Genomic DNA, 17,182 nt, shown 5'->3' on the forward strand with positions numbered 1-17,182 from the left:
CGCACGTCCGGGCCGGACGGAGATTCGATCTCCGTCCGGCCCTCCCATCGAAAGCACCTCATCGTGACCTCCTTCTCCATCGGCGACACCGACTTCCTCCGCGCCGGGCTCCCCCACCAGGTGATCGCCGGCGCCATCCACTACTTCCGGGTGCACCCCGACCAGTGGCAGGACCGCATCCGCAAGGCCCGCCTGATGGGGCTCAACACGATCGAGACGTATGTGGCCTGGAACGCGCACGAACCGCGCCGAGGCGAGTGGGATGCCACGGGATGGAACGATCTCGGACGCTTCCTCGACCTGATCCAGGCCGAGGGCATGGACGCGATCGTCCGTCCAGGACCCTACATCTGCGCCGAATGGCACAACGGCGGTCTGCCGAACTGGCTCACCGCCGGTGAGCGCGAACTGCGCTCCTCCGAACCCACCTACCTGGCCGATGTGAGCGAGTACCTCCGTCGGGTCTACGAGATCGTCGCTCCGCGGCAGATCGACCGCGGCGGCTCGGTCGTGCTCGTGCAGATCGAGAACGAGTATGGCGCCTACGGCTCCGACAAGGCCTACCTCGAGGCCCTCGTCGCGCTCACACGCGAGGCAGGCATCACGGTGCCGCTCACGACGGTCGACCAGCCCACCGATCGGATGCTGTCAGACGGCAGCCTGCCCGAACTGCACAAGACCGGTTCGTTCGGCTCGCGCAGCGCCGAGCGCCTCGCGACTCTGCGCAGCCATCAGCCCACGGGCCCGCTCATGTGCTCGGAGTTCTGGGACGGCTGGTTCGACTGGTGGGGCGGCGTGCATCACACGACCGACGTCTCAGCGGCCGCCGCCGACCTCGATGAACTGCTCGCTGCCGGTGCGTCGGTCAACATCTACATGTTCCACGGCGGCACGAACTTCGGCCTCACGAACGGTGCCAACCACAAGGGCCGTTATCTGCCGATCGTCACGTCGTACGACTATGACGCGCCCCTCGACGAGGCAGGGAACCCGACCGCGAAGTACTTCGCGTTCCGTGACGTCATCGCGAAGTACGCGCCCGTGCCCGAGGAGCTTCCGCTCGCTGCAGAGCCAGCGCCGGTCTTCTCCGTGCCTCTGAGTCCGGCGGGCGCATGGACGGATGCTGCAGCGAGCGCTCCCGCGTCATCAGAGCCCCTCACGTTCGACGAGCTGGAGCACCTGAGCGCCCTGGTCCGCTACGACGTCTCCCTGCCCGAGGGTCAGGGCGGCCAGCTGCTGCTCGACGAGGTGCGCGACATCGCCTGGGTCAGTGTCGACGGCCAGCCCATCGGCACGCTCTCACGCACACGGCACGACCGCGTGCTGCAGATTCCGGCGGGCCGGACCCTCAGCATTCTCGTGGAAGAACAGGGGCGTGTGAACTACGATCACCGGCTCGGCGAGCAGAAGGGGCTGATCGGCGCGCCAGTGCTGAACGGCGTGCCGCTGACGGGCTGGCAGTCGTCGCCGCTCGACGTCGCGGCCGTGGCTGCGGAGATCGGGTCCCGCGCCGCGGAGTCGTCGGTCGTGGGGACGACCGGTCCGTCTGCATGGGTCGCGGACTTTGACCTCGACTCCCCCGCAGACCTGTTCCTCGATACCGCAGCCTGGAGCAAGGGCTTCGCGTTCGTCAACGGCTTCTTCCTCGGTCGATACTGGCGAAACGGCCCGCAGCGCACCCTCTTCGTGCCCGCACCCGCCACGAACGCGGGAGAGAACCGGCTCGTCGTCCTCGAGCTCGAGCACCTGCTCGACGCGAGGGCCGGCTTCGTCTCGGCGCTCGCGCTCGGCGACACGGAGGAATAGAGCTCGGCGGCAGACGTGCGCCGAGTACCGTGAGTCTGTGCCGCGTCGAAGGTTCTCCACTCCCTCACCTGCCGCTCGCGCGCGCTATGCCCAGCGACGCCAGGGCCGCGTCGCGCGAGCGGACAACGACCTCACCACCGCGCAGTGGGCTTCGCTGCGAGAGGCCTGGGGCGGATGCGCGTATTGCGGAGCGGGCGACATCGCCCTGCAACGCGATTGCGTGATGCCGATCTCGCGAGGCGGGCGGTACACCGTCGAGAACGTGGTTCCTGCGTGTGGGTCGTGCAACGCGAGCAAGCGCAACGACGAGGTCACATCGTGGCTCCGTCGCAAGCGGCTCGACGAACGCGCCTTCCTCACCCGATACGACGCGATCCTCCGCGACCTGCGCCAGGCGGAGTGAGAGGCGCTCATACGACGGGAACCAGCGCGGCATCGATATGCCGGGCGTCGATCGTGACCGACATCATCGTGCACACCGGCTGGCGACGCCGATCGGTCGGCGAGCCCGGGTTCAGCAGACGCATCCCCGACGGTGCGGCGGTGTCCCACGGAATGTGCGAGTGGCCGAAGACGAGCAGATCCACGCCGGGGAAGGCCTCATCCATCCGCTCCTCGCGCTTCTGCCTCTGGCCGGTCTCGTGCACCACCGCGACCTCGACCTGCTCGACCGTGAACCGGGCGATCTCGGGCAGGCGCTCTCGCAGATCGGCACCGTCGTTGTTGCCGTAGACGCCGTGCAGCACCCGCGAGCGGGACTCGAGCAGATCCAGCGTCGCGAGGTCGACCCAGTCGCCCGCGTGGACGACGATGTCGGCGTCGTCGATCGCCCGCAGCACCGCGTCGGGAAGACGCTTCGCCCTCTTCGGCAGGTGGGTGTCTGCGATGAGCAGCAGTGTCGTCGTCACAGTTCTCCCCGTCTCGGGTGGGCTTCGGCCTCCGCTTCCGACTCTACGCACGCGTGGGCGACGGACGTCACGCGCACCCAGCAAACGTTCAGGAAGGCGTAGGATCTCTCGGTGCCTTGGTATACCGGGCCCTGGATCTGAAGGAGCAGCATGAGTACGACCACAGCGCCCGCGAATCCGCGCTCGCGCGTCATCACGGCGAGCCTCGTCGGCACCACGATCGAGTTCTACGACTTCTACGCCTACGCGACAGCGGCCGTGCTCGTCTTCCCGGTGCTGTTCTTCCCCACGGGAAACGACACCACCTCTCTGCTCTCGTCGTTCGCCGTGTTCGGTGCCGCGATGATCGCGCGCCCGATCGGCGCGGTCGTCTTCGGCCACTTCGGCGACAAGTTCGGGCGCAAGGCGACGCTCGTCGCCTCCCTGCTCACGATGGGCATCGCGACGTTCATCATCGGGCTGCTCCCCACGTTCCAGCAGATCGGCTGGTGGGCGGCACTGCTGCTCCTGATCCTGCGCCTGGCTCAAGGCTTCGCGCTCGGTGGTGAGTGGTCGGGCGCCGCGCTGGTGGCCACCGAGAACGCGCCCCGGGGCAAGCGCGCCTGGTACGGCACGTTCCCGCAGCTGGGCGCGCCTCTCGGGTTCATCATCGCCAACTTCCTCTTCCTCGCCATCAACTGGCTGCTGCCGCACTCCGAGAACCCGGCTCTGAAGTCCGAGGCCTTCCTGTCGTGGGGCTGGCGCATCCCGTTCCTGTTCTCGGCCGTCATGGTGATCATCGGCCTGTGGGTCCGGCTCAAGCTCGTCGAGTCCGACACCTTCAAGAAGGCCGAGAAGAAGGGCGCGATCCGCAAGCTGCCCCTCGCGACCGTGTTCCGCCACCACTGGAAGCAGCTGATCCTCGGCACGTTCATCATGCTGGCGACCTATGTGCTCTTCTACCTGATGACGAACTTCACCCTCGCGTACGGCACGAAGCCGGCCACGCTCGAGACGGCATCCGCCGCCGCGCAGGCCGCGGCGGAGGCGACGGGCAAGACCTTCGACGCCTCAGCCTTCGCCGCACAGTTCTATCCGGGCCTCGGCTTCGGCTACACCGACTTCGTGCTCATGCAGATCGTCGGCGTGGTGTTCTTCGGAATCTTCACGCTGCTCTCCGGCCCGATCGCGGATTCGATCGGACGCCGCAAGTTGCTGCTGTGGGTCACGGGACTCATCATCGTGTTCGGCCTCACCTTCAACGCCTTCCTGCTCCCTGCGATGGACCCGAAGTTCACGGGCGCACTCGCGCAGGCATTCCTCGTGTTCGGGTTCATGCTCATGGGCGCGACATTCGGCCCGATGGGAGCCCTGCTTCCCGAGCTGTTCCCGACGAACGTCCGGTACACGGGTTCCGCGATCTCGTACAACGTGTCGTCGATCCTCGGCGCGGCCGTGGCACCACTGATCGCACTGTGGCTCTGGGAGCTCGGCGACGGCGCCCCCTGGCTCGTGGGTCTCTATCTCTCGGCAATGGGAGTGCTGACCTTCATCGCGCTCCTGCTCTCGAAGGAGACGAAGGACAACGACTACGAATCCGACCTCGGAGTCGCGGCGGCCGTCGAACTCTGACGCGTCTTCTCAGGCGAAGGGCGGCACCTCCTCCGGAGGCGCCGCCCTTCGTCCTATGTGCTCAGTACGAGGCGTGGATCGTGCGCGACGAACCGTCGAGCACCATCGTCCCCCCGTAGGGGACGATCCACTGCGGCCGCGTGTGACCGAACGGCACCCCGACACAGACCACGGCGTCGGGGTTGTAGCGGGAGACCGTGTCGATCACGACATCCCGCTGCGCCGCCCGAAGATCGTCGGCCTCGTCGAGCGACGGCAGGAACTCGAAATCGCTCACCGGCGGACGCGCGACGACCACGCCCGCGACGGCGTCGAGGAGTCCCCGCTCGCCGAGCCCGCGCAGCCACCGTCCGACCCAGCTCGCGGACGGTCGCTCCTCGCTGGTCTCGAGCAACAGGATGCCGCCGCGCAGGTCGTATGCCGTGGGCAGCCGGTCGGCGAGCGCCAGTGCATCGATGCTCTCGAGACATCCGCCCCAGGTGCGTCCCTCGACCCGCGATACCGGCCCGGACCAGGTCCATTCCTCGGTCGGGGTGCGGACGCCGTACTCAGTGAGCGCGAGGGGGTCTGCCCACCGCCGCCCCATGTCTTCCGACTCGCCAGGCTCGGTGATCTCGACCGTGCCGCCGTCGAGCAACGCGGCGCGCAGCGAGCGCAGGTGCACATCGTCGACCGCCGGCCCCGGCCCGAGGTGCACCGCCGTGGATCCGCCGTAGTAGCCGCGGATGCCGAGGCCCCAGAGCCAGTTGAGGATGTTGGTGTTGTCGCTGTAGCCCAGGAACGGTTTGGGATCGGCCTGAGCGAGTGCGGCGTCGAGATGCGGCACCACCAGGATCTGGTCGTCGCCGCCGATCGTCGCGAGGATCGCGCGGATGCCGGGGTCGGCGAAGGCCGCATTGACGTCGGCAGCCCGGGCTTCAGGACTCGCGTCGAGCTGCCGAGTGGTCGGATACTCGACCGGGATCAGTCCGGTCAGCTGCTCGAGTCGCCGGAGCGCCTGATCGTGGATCTCCGGGGCGACCGCGGGAGCGGCGAACGCGGGCGACAGGATGGCGACGCGGTCGCCGGGAACAGGTTTCGATGCAGACAGCATCGGCCCAGTCTCGCATCGCGGGCACCGCAGTGCGCGTGGATAATGCATACAGCCCATCCACAGAATCCGTCGTCTCACGAAGTACGGTCGAACTACCCCTTTCAGAACGAGGTTCCCCATGTCCAGCACGGCGACATCACGCCGACGCGGACGCGGCGCGCAGCACGACGGTCCGCGCGCCACCTTCCGCCAGCTCCTCCCCTTCCTCTTCGAGCACAAGCGCACACTCATCGTCGTCGCGGTGCTCAGCGTGTTCGGGGCGGCCACGTCACTCGCCCAACCACTGCTGGTCGGGCAGCTCATCGAAGCCGTGCAGTCCGATCAGGGGCTCGGCATCCTGGTCTGGATCCTCGTCGGTCTCGTGATCGTGTCGTCGATCATCTCCGGCTACCAGCACTACCTGCTGCAGCGCACCGGCACCGCGGTCGTGTACTCGAGCCGACGCAAGCTGATCTCGCGCATCCTGCATCTGCCGATCAGCGAGTTCGACGCCCGCCGCACCGGCGACCTGGTCTCACGTGTCGGCACCGACACCACGCTGCTCTACGCCGTGCTCACGCAGGGACTGGCGGATGCCGTCGGCAGCGCGATCCTCTTCCTCGGTGCGCTCATCGCGATGCTCGTGATCGACCCCGTGCTGCTGCTGCTCATCGTCGTCGTGATCGGCGCCTCGGTCGTCGTCGTCACCGCGCTCAGCGGACGCATCCGCACCGCGTCCACCGCCCAGCAGGAGAAGGTCGGCGAGCTCGCCTCCGGTGTCGAGCGCGCCGTCGGGTCGATCCGCACCGTGCGCGCCTCCGGGGCGACCGAACGCGAGACCGAGACGGTGTCGGCGCTCGCCTCCGAGGCCTACGGCATCGGCGTGCGCATCGCCAAGATCTCGTCGCTCGTGGTTCCGATCGCCGGGGTCGCGCTGCAGGTCTCGCTGCTCGTCGTGCTCGGAGTCGGCGGTCTCAGGGTCGCCGCGGGCACGATCACGATCGCGTCGCTGATCACGTTCATCCTGTTCCTGTTCATGCTCGTGATGCCGCTCGCGACCACGTTCGGAGCGATCACCTCTGTGAACCAGGCGCTCGGCGCACTCGGTCGCATCCAGGAAGTGCTGAACCTTCCCATCGAGACGCAGCACGATGACGAGATCGCCGCGTCCTTTCCGCGCGATGCCGCCGACCCTCTCGCCCCCGCGATCGAGTTCCGCGACGTGCGCTTCCGCTACCCCGAGAATGTGGTCGCCGCGCGGCTGGCCGCCGCGAAGGAGGCGCAGACGCTGCTCGCCGACGCGCACCTCGAACCGACCGACGACTCGGCCGCGCCGGCCGAGCGCGAGGTTCTCCGCGGAGTCTCGTTCCGCGTGCCCCGCGGTGCACGCGTCGCGCTCGTCGGCCCCAGCGGTGCCGGCAAGAGCACGATCCTCTCCCTCGTCGAGCGCTTCTACGACCCGACGGGAGGATCGATCCGTCTCTACGGCAATGACTCGCGCACCTACCCCCGCGACGAGCTGCGCGCGCAGTTCGGCTACGTCGAGCAGGACGCGCCCACGCTCGCCGGCACCCTCGGCGACAACCTGCGTCTCGCCTCGCCGCACGCCTCGGACGAGGCCTGCGAGCAGGTGTTGCGCGCCGTGAACCTGGGCGACGTGCTCGAGCGCGATCCGCTGGGCCTCGAGGCACCCGTCGGCGAGGACGGCGTGATGCTGTCGGGCGGAGAGCGTCAGCGACTGGCGATCGCCCGCGCGCTGCTCACCGATGCGCCGATCCTGCTGCTCGACGAGTCGACGTCGTCTTTGGACGGCGTGAACGAGCAGCGCATGCGCGAAGCGATCGACGCGGTGTCGACCGATCGCACGCTCATCGTCATCGCCCATCGGCTGTCGACCGTCGTCGACAGCGACCTCATCGTGGTGCTGCAGGACGGCACCGTCGTCGGTCAGGGCACTCATGCCGAGCTGATCGAATCGACGCCGCTCTACCGCGATCTGGCGCGGCACCAGCTGCTCGCCTGACCAGGGTCGTCAGCCGCACGGACATGCGCGAAGGCGGGATGTCAGAGACCACTCAGCCATGGGTTCGTCTCAGCCATCCCGCCTTCGCGGTCTGGGGGTAGGGGGATCTGGGGGCATGGAGCGCCGGCTCCCCCGAACCGGCGCCCGGTCTGTCAGGCCTTGTCGAGGCGGTAGCGCAGCGACGCGAGTTCGGCGCGCAACGCGGCGGGCACCTTGTCTCCGAACGTGTCGTAGAACTCCTCGGTGAGGTCGGCCTCGGTCTTCCAGGCTTCGGCGTCGACCGAGAACAGCTCCTCGAGGTCGGCCTCCGGCAGATCGATGCCGTCGAGGTTGAGATCCTCGATCAGCGGCAGACGACCGATCGGGCTGTCGACGGTGGACACCTCACCGGAGACGCGACGGATGATCCAGTCGACGACACGCGAGTTGTCGCCGAATCCAGGCCACAGGAAGCGCCCGTCCGAGCCGCGCCGGAACCAGTTGACCTGGAAGATCCGCGGCGCGCGGTCGAACCGCAGACCTCGTCCGACCTTGAGCCAGTGGCCGAAGTAGTCGGCCATGTTGTAGCCGCAGAAGGGAAGCATCGCGAACGGGTCGCGGCGCAGCTCGCCGACCGTGCCTTCGGCTGCAGCCGTGCGCTCGGACGAGATGTTGGATCCGAGGAACACGCCATGCGTCCAGTCCGTGGCCTCGACCACGAGCGGCACATTGGTCGCACGGCGTCCGCCGAAGAGGATGACGTCGAGAGGCACCGCCTCTTCCCAGTCCTCCGAGATCTGCGGGCACTGGGCGGCCGAGACCGTGAAGCGCGAGTTGGGGTGCGCGGCAGGGCGCCCGGAATCGGGGGTCCATGCGTTCCCCTCCCAGTCGGTGAGATGAGCCGGAGCCTGATCGGTCAGACCCTCCCACCACACGTCCCCATCGGGGCGGAGCGCGACATTCGTGAAGATCGTGTTTCCCCAGAGCGTCTCGACGGCGGTGACGTTGGTCGACTCGCCGGTGCCGGGTGCGACGCCGAAGAACCCTGCCTCGGGGTTGATCGCCCAGAGACGACCGTCATCGCCCGGGCGGATCCACGCGATGTCGTCACCGAGGGTCTCGACGCGCCACCCCGGAATGGTCGGGCGCAGCATCGCGAGGTTCGTCTTGCCGCACGCCGACGGGAACGCCGCAGCCACGTGGTAGGCCTTGCCCGCCGGATCGATCACGCGGATGAGCAGCATGTGCTCGGCCAGCCAGCCCTCGTCGCGGGCGATGACCGAGGCGATGCGCAACGCGAAGCACTTCTTCGCGAGGATCGCGTTGCCGCCGTACCCGGACCCGAACGAGTAGACCTCGAGCGTCTCGGGAAAGTGCACGATGTACTTGCCATCGTTGCAGGGCCACTCGACATCGGGTTCTCCGTCCGCGAGCGGTGCGCCGACCGAGTGCACGGTCTTGACCCAGGGAGCTCCCTCGGCGATCTGGCGGGTGACCGCATCGCCGACGCGCGTCATGATGCCGATGGACGCCACGGCGTAGGCGCTGTCGGTGACCTGGACGCCGATGTGCGAGAGCGGCCCGCCGACCGGCCCCATCGAGAAGGGCACGACGAACATCGTGCGGCCGCGCATCGAGCCCTCGAAGATCTCAGTCATCTTCTCGCGCATCCGCGCGGGAGGCGCCCAGTTGTTGGTCGGGCCGGCATCCGCTTCGTTCTCCGACGAGATGAAGGTGCGTCCCTCGGTGCGCGCGACATCACTGGGGTGCGAGCGGGCGAGGTACGAGCCGGGACGCCACTCGGGGTTGAGCTTGATCAGCTTGCCCTCGTCGACGAGCCCGCGCAGCAGCCAGTCGTTCTCCGCACGCGAGCCGTCGACCCAGTGGATCGACGCCGGCTGCGTGAGAGCAGCGATCTCATCGACCCACGCCGCGAGTTCTGCCATCGCAGGGGTGTCATACGTCGGAGCCGTCCCGAAGGTGCGCACAGATGCGACGGATGATGCTCGGGGGGTGAAGACTTCGGCGATCGCCATGACTACTCCTTTGAAGTGAGGGGCGTTTCCTCCATCTTCTTCCGGTTCACGCTCGACTTTCCGCCATTTCGTTCGATAAGAATCGCTATTCTTTAGCTAAGATCAAGGAATGGCTCCTTCCGGCATCCACCTCGTAACTCTCGGTCATCGCATCAGGCACCACCGCCTCGAAAAGGGGTTCACGCTCGATGAGCTCGGAGCGCTCGTCGGAGTCGCGGGTTCGCAGCTGAGCCTGATCGAGAACGGCAAGCGCGAGCCGAAACTCTCCTTGCTGCAGGCCATCGCGCTGGCGACGGGCACCGAGGTCACCGACCTCATCTCCGGCGAGCCGCCGAACCGACGTGCCGCCCTCGAGATCGAACTCGAACGCGCACAGGAGAGCCCGGTGTTCCGGCAGCTCGGCATCACCCCGGTGCGTGTCACGAAGGGGATGAGCGACGAGACCATCGAGTCGCTGCTCGGCCTGCACCGCGAACTGCAGCGGCGGGAACGAGAGGCGATCGCGACCCCCGAAGAGGCCAGGCGGGCGAACACCGAGCTGCGCCTGCGGATGCGCGCGCAGAACAACTACCTCGTCGACATCGAGAAGCTCGCCGAGAAGCAGCTGCGGTCGGCCGGACACGTGCAGGGAGCGCTCACGCACCGCACGGTGAGCATCATGGCCGAGAAGCTCGGTTTCGAGCTGATCTACGTCAACGACCTGCCGCACTCGACCCGCTCGGTCACCGACCTCGAGAACGGGCGTATCTACCTGCCGCCTGCGTCGATCCCCGGAGGACACGGCCTGCGATCCATGGCGCTCCAGGCCATGGCGCACCGCCTGCTCGGGCACACTCCTCCGACCGACTACGCCGACTTCCTGCAGCAGCGGCTCGAGATCAACTACTTCGCCGCCTCGTGTCTGATGCCGGAGACGGCCTCGGTCGCCTTCCTGCAGCAGGCGAAGAAGGACCGCAACCTCGCTGTCGAGGACTTCCGCGACGCTTTCGGAGTGACGCACGAGGCCGCCGGGATGCGCATGACGAACCTGCTCACGCAGCACGTGGGGATGGCGCTGCACTTCCTCCGCGTCGATGCGACCGGTGCGATCACGCGGGTCTACGAGAACGACGACCTGCCTCTGCCCATGGATGTCACGGGGTCCGTCGAGGGCCAGCGGGTGTGTCGCAAGTTCCAGGCGCGCGCCGCCTTCACCCAGCAGAACCGCACGAACGAGCACCACCAGTACACCGACACACCCTCGGGCACGTTCTGGTGCTCGACACAGACCGGCGTCTCGACCGACGGCGAGTTCTCGATCACGGTGGGCGTGCCCTTCGATGACGCCCGGTGGTGGCGTGGACGCGAGACCGCCGACCGCGCCGTCTCGACCTGCCCGGACGAGGCATGCTGCCGTCGGCCCTCGGCCGACCTCACCGATCGGTGGAGCGGAAAGGCCTGGCCGAGCGCCCGGGTGCACACGCACATGTTCTCGCCGCTGCCCCGTGGCGCATTCCCCGGCGTCGACGACAACGAGGTCTACAACTTCCTCGGGCGTCACGCGAGCGAGTGATCCGACGCCCGATCGGCGGCTCAGCCGTCGATGAAACGCGAGAAGCGCGCGAGAGCGCTGGCCACAGCGTGCTCGTCGACCGGGCGCGATCCGGTCGCCGGATCGAAGAGCTCTGCCGGTGAGCCGAGCGCGGCGCTCGCGTGGGTCCAGCATCCGATCACCCGACCGTCGGCGATGATCGTCGCCCGCACCATGCCGTTCTTGCCGGGGCCGACCAGCGCGAGATGCTCTGGCGCGCAGACGACCGTGCGGTCGGCATACGAGATGTAGTACTCGTCGAAGGCGCCGAGCGCGAGCACGGCCGCGGCGGATGATGAGCGCCGCGGTCGCGCGTTCGAGACGAACACGCCGTCATCGATCTCGGTCACCCTTCCCGCCGCGCGATCGCGAGCCTCACGCGACTGCCCGAGCGTGAGACCCGACCACCAGGCGAAGTCGGCGACCTCGGCCGGCCCGTGCCCGTCGATGTATCGCACGAAGAGCTCTGCGAGCGGATCCTCGGGCGTCGCGTGCTCGCGGATGTGCTGTTCGACGAGCACGAAGCGCTGTTCGCGGCTCACGCCATCTCGACTGACGACCGGCCCCTGACAGATCAGGCCGTCTAGCGTGAGTTCGCTCAGCAGGTGGATGCCCCGCTGCCCGCTCGGGTCGATGCCGACACCCGTGAAGACGTCGAACATCTCGGCGCGCGTGAGGCCTCCGTCCCTCAGCCGCGGCACCACTGCCGCCACGGCTGCGTCGACCATCGCCCCGTCGATGCCGAGATCGCGCCGCCTGCCCGCCGCCTGCTGGCGCTGTCGGTCACCGGTCACCGACAGCACCCACCGCAGATCGCGAGCCGGGATGATGTGCAGGGTTCCGCGCATGGTCCACGCCCGCACCAGGTCTCCCCTGTCGAAGGCGCGGTCGACCAGGCGCAGCGTCGGCTCGGTGCGTGTGCGCGCAGCGAGCGCCCAGCGTCCGGCCACGAAGTCCTGGCTCTGCACCGCGAGCATGTGCGACGCGGCATCGGCCACCGTGCGCGCCGGGGCCGTGAGCCGATGCGAGCGCAGCCGCTCTGACAGCAGGGATGCGGACTTCATGCCCTCATCATGCCCGGTGCGACCGACAGTGCACTCAACCCATTCACTCGTGCAGAGTGACCTCTCGGCGCTCCGGGAGCACGATCGGGTGCGAGCCGGCCATGACTTCGAGCACGCGGATCACCTGGCACGAGTAGCCGTACTCGTTGTCGTACCAGACGTACAGCACGACATCGCGGTCGTTCGCGATGGTCGCGAGGCCATCGACGATGCCGGCGCGGTGCGAGCCGACGAAGTCCGTCGACACGACCTCCGGGCTCTCGACGTAGTCGATCTGCTGGCGCAGCTTCGAGTGCAGCGAGACGCGCCGCAGATAGTCGTTGAGTTCGTCCTTGACCGCCGGCCGTTCGAGGCTGAGGTGCAGCACGGCCAGCGACACGTCGGGGGTCGGAACGCGGATGGCTGAGCCGGTGAGCTTGCCCTCGAGCTCGGGCAGCGCCCGGGCCACGGCCTTCGCCGCGCCCGTCTCGGTGATCACCATGTTCAGCACCGCCGAGCGGCCTCGGCGGTCGCCGCTGTGGAAATTGTCGATCAGGTTCTGGTCGTTGGTGAACGAGTGCACCGTCTCGACGTGACCGCGCGCGATGCCGTAGGCCTCGTCGACCGCCTTGAGCACCGGCGTGATCGCATTCGTGGTGCACGACGCTGCCGTGATGATGCGGTCGTCCGGCTCGATCGTGCTGTCGTTGATGCCGTGCACGATGTTCTTCAGCGCACCCTTGCCCGGGGCGGTGAGCAGCACGCGTGCGACGCCCGTGGATTCGAGGTGGCGGCTGAGCCCCGCCTCATCGCGCCAGCGCCCGGTGTTGTCGACGACGATCGCGTCGTGGATGCCGTAGGCCGTGTAGTCGATCGCCGAGGGGTCGTCGGAGTAGATGACCTGGATGCGGGTGCCGTTCGCGATGATCTGCTCCGCCTCTTCGTCGACCGTGACGGAACCGGCGAAGCGGCCGTGCACCGAGTCGCGCAGCAGCAGCGATGCGCGCTTGACGAGGTCGTTCTCCGAGCCTCGACGCACGACGATCGCCCGAAGACGCAGACCGCTGCCACCGCCGTTGTGAGCGATGAGGATGCGGGCGAGCAGCCGCCCGATGCGTCCGAAGCCGTAGAGCACGACGTCGGTGGGTGCTGCCGCGACCGCACCCACCGCCGGTGCGAGGGCTTCGGCCAGATAGACGTCGAGAGGCAGGTCACTGTCGGCGTGACCTGCGACGAGGCGCGCCAGGTCGAGCGACGATGCACCCGGGGCGAGGTCATGAACGCCCTCGAGCACCGCGAGGGTCTCATCCACCGCGAGCCGTTCGTGCCCGAGCTGCGCCACCCTGTCGTGCACCTCGACGATGCCGGTGGCAGACAGACCGAGCAGTCGGTGTCCGTGGAGGGAGGTGACCACGTCTCGTTCGCGCTTGAGTGCGCCGATGAGCGGGATCATCCGCTCGGCCAGCTCCTCTCTCGCCGTCCAGTCGTCATGGGGTGCGGCGGTTACGTTCATCTGCGTCCTTGCATGTGTGAGCGCGCCGAGGTCGCCGGCGCGCGAGATTGCCGGGTGAGCTTCGGGGGATGCCTCCAGGGTACGCGCCGCGCTGCGGGGTTCTGAAATCACGGCTTCCCGGCTGCCGTGCTGATCGAATTCGGTGGTGCGCACTGACGCTCGGCCGGTTTCGCGCCGAGGACTCCCCGGCACTGGACCCGCTGCGTCGATTCCGCAACTTCAGAAGCCGAAGCACATCACGCTGAGTCCGGCCGCCATCGCCCACGACTCGAGCGCGAGCAGGCGGGCGGTCCTCGAGCGTGGACTCCGCACGCGCATCCACTCGCTGACGAGCGTCCAGAGCACGACACCGACGACACCGACCACCACGAGCACCGAGAGGAGCCCATCGAGCCCGTGCCCGCCATGGGCGGCAGCGCCGACCGCTCGCGTCTCGCCCGTCGACATGCTCTCGAATGCACAGATCGCCATCACGAGAGACACCAGCGCCCGATGACAACATGACGCCGCAGACGGAGTGCCCCGCACACCGACGGTGCCGAGCATCGCCGAGAGCAGCAGCAAGCCGCCGAGCACCAGACCGCTCAGCGCGTCGCCCTCGGCGACCGCCATCACGACCATCGCCGCAGCCATGATCAGCGACGTCTGCCTCCCCTGCCAGGGCACCGCCCGCCAGGCCGCGACGCAGGCCGATGCCGAGACGGCGGCGGCGAACGCCATCAGCCACGATGCTGCGGGGAGGAGTGGATCCACGACTCGGATTATATTGATCAGTCGCTCAAAATAGCTAGACCCGCATGCGATACGGCAGGATGGGCGGGTGCCCCGTGTCGTCGATCACGATGAGCGCCGCCGGCAGATCGCCGAGGCGCTGCTCACCGTGGCCGCCCGCGACGGGCACGAGGCGGTGTCGTCTCGCGCGGTGGCGAAAGAGCTCGGCGTCGCGACAGGATCGCTCTGGCACTACTTCGACGGATTCGACGACGTGATCCGCGCGGCAGCGGCCGAGATCACCCGACGCACGCACGAGCGCATCCGATCGGTGACCACGGGGCTGCGTGGACTGAACAGACTCGACGCCCTGATGCGCGAGGTCCTTCCCGTCGAGGCGGAGACACGCACCGAGGCGTACGTGGTCGTCGGATTCTGGGGACGCCTCGCGACACTCGCCTCCTCCCCCGACGCCGGGTCACCCACGCTGGCAACCTGGCAGGATGGCATCAGCGAGGCCATCGATGAGGCGGTCGCCGACGGCGAGCTGTCAGCCGCGACACCGAAGCAGGCAATGATGTCACTACTCCGATCGATCACATACGGGCAGCAGGTCCTGGAGGTTACCGAGCCTCGGGGCGCCGAAGCCCACCTCGCAGTGCTCGACAGCATCCTCTCGCCCTGGCGAGCCTGAACCCCGCGCTCCGAACCCCGCACTCTGCACCCTGCACCCTGCACCCTGCACCCGCACTCTGCACTCTGCACCCGCATCCACTCCGCTCCTCTCGCAGAGAGGATCCCGGGTGCACTCTTGTGCGCCCCGCCGCACCGTCGTACCATCGACCCAATCCGTTTATTGAGCGATCGCTCGAAATAGTGAGGTACGCCGATGTCCCACCCCCAGCCCGTCGCCATCGACCGCATCCCCGCACCGCATCCGCTCGACCCGCTCACCGGCACCGAGATCGCCGCAGCCCGCGCGGTGCTCGAGTCCGCCGGGCTGCTCGGCGACACCGTCAGAGTCCCGATGCTCCTGCCGGACGAACCCTCCAGGCAGGAGCTCGCCATGTGGACGCCCGGCTCCCCCATCGACCGTCGGGTCGACGCGACCCTGCTCGACACCGCGACAGGCGTGGCCACCGAGGTCGTCGTCTCGATCACCCGCGGTGAGGTCGTGCGCAACGAGCGGGTTCCCAACGATGCGCCCCCATACGGCCAGCCCCAGTACCTGTTCGAGGAGTACGAGCGCGCCGCGGCGATCGCGAAGGCCTCGCCCGAGTGGCAGGCGGCGATGACCCGCCGCGGACTCGCAGACCACATGGAGCTCGCCTTCTGCGGCCCGCTCGCTCCGGGCTACACCGGCCGGGCCGACGAGGTGGGACGCCGCGTCATCCGCTCCCTCACGTTCCTGAAGTACGACGAGGACGATTCCCCCTGGGCACACCCCGTCGAGGGACTGGTCGTGCACATCGACCTCACGACGAACAGCGTGATCCGCATCGACGACGAGGGCGATGTGCCGGTGCCCGCGGGCCACGGCAACTACTACCCCGAGGTGCAGGGCGAGGCGCGCACGTCGCTCAAGCCCATCGAGATCACCCAGCCCGAGGGGCCGAGCTTCGCGGTCTCCGGATCACTCGTCGAGTGGGAGAACTGGTCGATGCGGGTCAGCTTCAACGCGCGCGAGGGGCTCGTGCTGCACGACGTCGCGTTCGACGGACGCTCGGTGCTCAGCAGAGCCAGCGTGCCCGAGATGGTCGTGCCCTATGGCGACACCGCGCCTGGCCGCTTCTGGATCAGCTACTTCGACGCCGGAGAGTACCTGCTCGGCAAGAACGCGAACCACCTCGAGCTCGGCTGCGACTGCCTGGGCGTGATCCGCTACCTCGACGGCTACGTCGCCGATGACCACGGCCACCCCGTGCGCATCCCCAACGTCGTCTGCATGCACGAAGAGGACTACGGCATCCTCTGGAAGCACACCGACCTCGCCGGACGCTCGGACGTGCGCCGCTCGCGCCGCTTCGTGGTGTCGTACTTCTCGACGATCGGCAACTACGACTACGGCTTCTACTGGCATTTCTACCTCGACGGCTCGATCGAGGTCGTGGCCAAAGCGACCGGAATCGTGTTCGCCGGCGCAGGCGAACCCGGCGTGCGTCAGAAGCACGCCACCGAGCTCGCCCCGGGGGTGTTCGCCCCGGTGCACCAGCACCTGTTCTGCGCCCGGCTCGATGTCGCGATCGACGGCGACGAGAACCGCCTGTTCGAGATCGACGCGCAGCGCATACCGATGGGGCCGGACAACCCGTTCGGCAACGCGTTCACCTGGTCGGAGACGCAGCTGCTCTCCGAGGGCGAGGCGCAGCGCGACGCTGACACGTCTGTCGCGCGCGCCTGGGAGGTGCAGAGCACGACGCGCACGAACCGCGTCGGGCGCCCGACCGCATACCACCTGATCCCCCAGCCCACCGCACTGCTGATGGCCGACCCCGCGTCATCGGTCGCCGCACGCGCGACCTTCGCCACGAAGCACCTGTGGGCGACCCAGCATGAGCGGGGTCAGATCTGGCCCGCCGGTCGATACCCGAACGCGCATCAGGGCGGATCGGGCCTGCCGGAGTACTCGGCCGGCGACCGGTCGCTCGACGGCGAGGACATCGTGCTGTGGCATACGTTCGGCCTCACGCACTTCCCTCGCCCTGAGGATTGGCCGATCATGCCGGTCGACTACGCCGGGTTCTGGTTCAAGCCGAACGGCTTCCTCGATCAGAACCCCGCGATGGACGTGCCGGAATCGTCGCAGGCGCACGTCTCATCGGACGCCGGATGCTGCGGAGGCGGTGACGGCTGCACCTGCGCCCACTGAGTGTCGGCGTCGGTGTCGGAGGTGAGTGGGTCATCGTCATC

The 17,182-nt window shown here is 68.1% G+C and carries 13 protein-coding genes; 7 read left to right on the forward strand and 6 right to left on the reverse strand.

Going from position 1 to position 17,182, the window contains the following annotated elements; all coding sequences use genetic code 11:
- Window positions 1-63: 63 nt before the first annotated feature.
- Complete coding sequence (locus ACIOU8_RS05770) at window positions 64-1,806, forward strand: beta-galactosidase family protein (protein WP_400786763.1); 1,743 nt, start codon at window positions 64-66, stop codon at window positions 1,804-1,806.
- A 37-nt stretch (window positions 1,807-1,843) separates the two neighbouring features.
- On the forward strand, window positions 1,844-2,209 hold the full coding sequence (locus ACIOU8_RS05775) for an HNH endonuclease (RefSeq protein ID WP_400786765.1): 366 nt from the start codon (window positions 1,844-1,846) through the stop codon (window positions 2,207-2,209).
- A 7-nt stretch (window positions 2,210-2,216) separates the two neighbouring features.
- Here the strand turns inward: ACIOU8_RS05775 and ACIOU8_RS05780 are convergent, their stop codons facing one another.
- Window positions 2,217-2,714 (reverse strand): metallophosphoesterase family protein, encoded by a 498-nt coding sequence (locus tag ACIOU8_RS05780; protein ID WP_400786767.1) that lies wholly within the window; start codon window positions 2,712-2,714, stop codon window positions 2,217-2,219.
- A gap of 150 nt (window positions 2,715-2,864) precedes the next feature.
- Between ACIOU8_RS05780 and ACIOU8_RS05785 the strand changes: the two genes are divergently transcribed.
- Complete coding sequence (locus ACIOU8_RS05785; protein ID WP_400786769.1) at window positions 2,865-4,325, forward strand: MFS transporter; 1,461 nt, start codon at window positions 2,865-2,867, stop codon at window positions 4,323-4,325.
- Between the two features lie 61 nt (window positions 4,326-4,386).
- On the opposite strand, the gene ACIOU8_RS05790 is transcribed toward ACIOU8_RS05785, so the two are convergent.
- Window positions 4,387-5,418 (reverse strand): S66 peptidase family protein, encoded by a 1,032-nt coding sequence (locus ACIOU8_RS05790; protein ID WP_400786770.1) that lies wholly within the window; start codon window positions 5,416-5,418, stop codon window positions 4,387-4,389.
- Between the two features lie 118 nt (window positions 5,419-5,536).
- Here ACIOU8_RS05790 and ACIOU8_RS05795 point away from each other — a divergent pair, with 118 nt between their 5' ends.
- The gene (locus ACIOU8_RS05795) at window positions 5,537-7,420 is read left to right on the forward strand and encodes an ABC transporter ATP-binding protein (protein WP_400786772.1); all 1,884 of its coding nucleotides are present in this window, start codon (window positions 5,537-5,539) and stop codon (window positions 7,418-7,420) included.
- 152 nt (window positions 7,421-7,572) lie between these two features.
- Here ACIOU8_RS05795 and ACIOU8_RS05800 read toward each other — a convergent pair whose 3' ends face one another.
- Complete coding sequence (locus ACIOU8_RS05800; protein ID WP_400786774.1) at window positions 7,573-9,435, reverse strand: phosphoenolpyruvate carboxykinase (GTP); 1,863 nt, start codon at window positions 9,433-9,435, stop codon at window positions 7,573-7,575.
- A gap of 109 nt (window positions 9,436-9,544) precedes the next feature.
- Here ACIOU8_RS05800 and ACIOU8_RS05805 point away from each other — a divergent pair, with 109 nt between their 5' ends.
- Complete coding sequence (locus ACIOU8_RS05805; protein WP_400786776.1) at window positions 9,545-10,987, forward strand: helix-turn-helix domain-containing protein; 1,443 nt, start codon at window positions 9,545-9,547, stop codon at window positions 10,985-10,987.
- A gap of 20 nt (window positions 10,988-11,007) precedes the next feature.
- Here the strand turns inward: ACIOU8_RS05805 and ACIOU8_RS05810 are convergent, their stop codons facing one another.
- The 3 genes from ACIOU8_RS05810 to ACIOU8_RS05820 form a co-directional block, all read right to left on the reverse strand.
- Complete coding sequence (locus ACIOU8_RS05810) at window positions 11,008-12,069, reverse strand: winged helix DNA-binding domain-containing protein (protein ID WP_400786779.1); 1,062 nt, start codon at window positions 12,067-12,069, stop codon at window positions 11,008-11,010.
- Window positions 12,070-12,112: 43 nt separating this feature from the next.
- Window positions 12,113-13,561, reverse strand: coding sequence for a glyceraldehyde-3-phosphate dehydrogenase (locus ACIOU8_RS05815; RefSeq protein WP_400786781.1), 1,449 nt, complete (start codon window positions 13,559-13,561; stop codon window positions 12,113-12,115).
- Window positions 13,562-13,780: 219 nt separating this feature from the next.
- Window positions 13,781-14,314 carry a hypothetical protein gene (locus tag ACIOU8_RS05820; RefSeq protein ID WP_400786783.1) on the reverse strand — a complete coding sequence of 178 codons (534 nt, stop codon included), beginning with the start codon at window positions 14,312-14,314 and terminating at the stop codon, window positions 13,781-13,783.
- Between the two features lie 67 nt (window positions 14,315-14,381).
- Between ACIOU8_RS05820 and ACIOU8_RS05825 the strand changes: the two genes are divergently transcribed.
- Together ACIOU8_RS05825 and ACIOU8_RS05830 are read left to right on the forward strand one after the other, a co-directional pair.
- The gene (locus tag ACIOU8_RS05825) at window positions 14,382-14,966 is read left to right on the forward strand and encodes a TetR/AcrR family transcriptional regulator (RefSeq protein WP_400786785.1); all 585 of its coding nucleotides are present in this window, start codon (window positions 14,382-14,384) and stop codon (window positions 14,964-14,966) included.
- Between the two features lie 195 nt (window positions 14,967-15,161).
- Window positions 15,162-17,141 (forward strand): primary-amine oxidase, encoded by a 1,980-nt coding sequence (locus ACIOU8_RS05830; protein WP_400786788.1) that lies wholly within the window; start codon window positions 15,162-15,164, stop codon window positions 17,139-17,141.
- Window positions 17,142-17,182: the final 41 nt, after the last annotated feature.

It is taken from the genome of Microbacterium sp. NPDC087589, assembly GCF_044743635.1.
Taxonomy (GTDB): domain Bacteria; phylum Actinomycetota; class Actinomycetes; order Actinomycetales; family Microbacteriaceae; genus Microbacterium.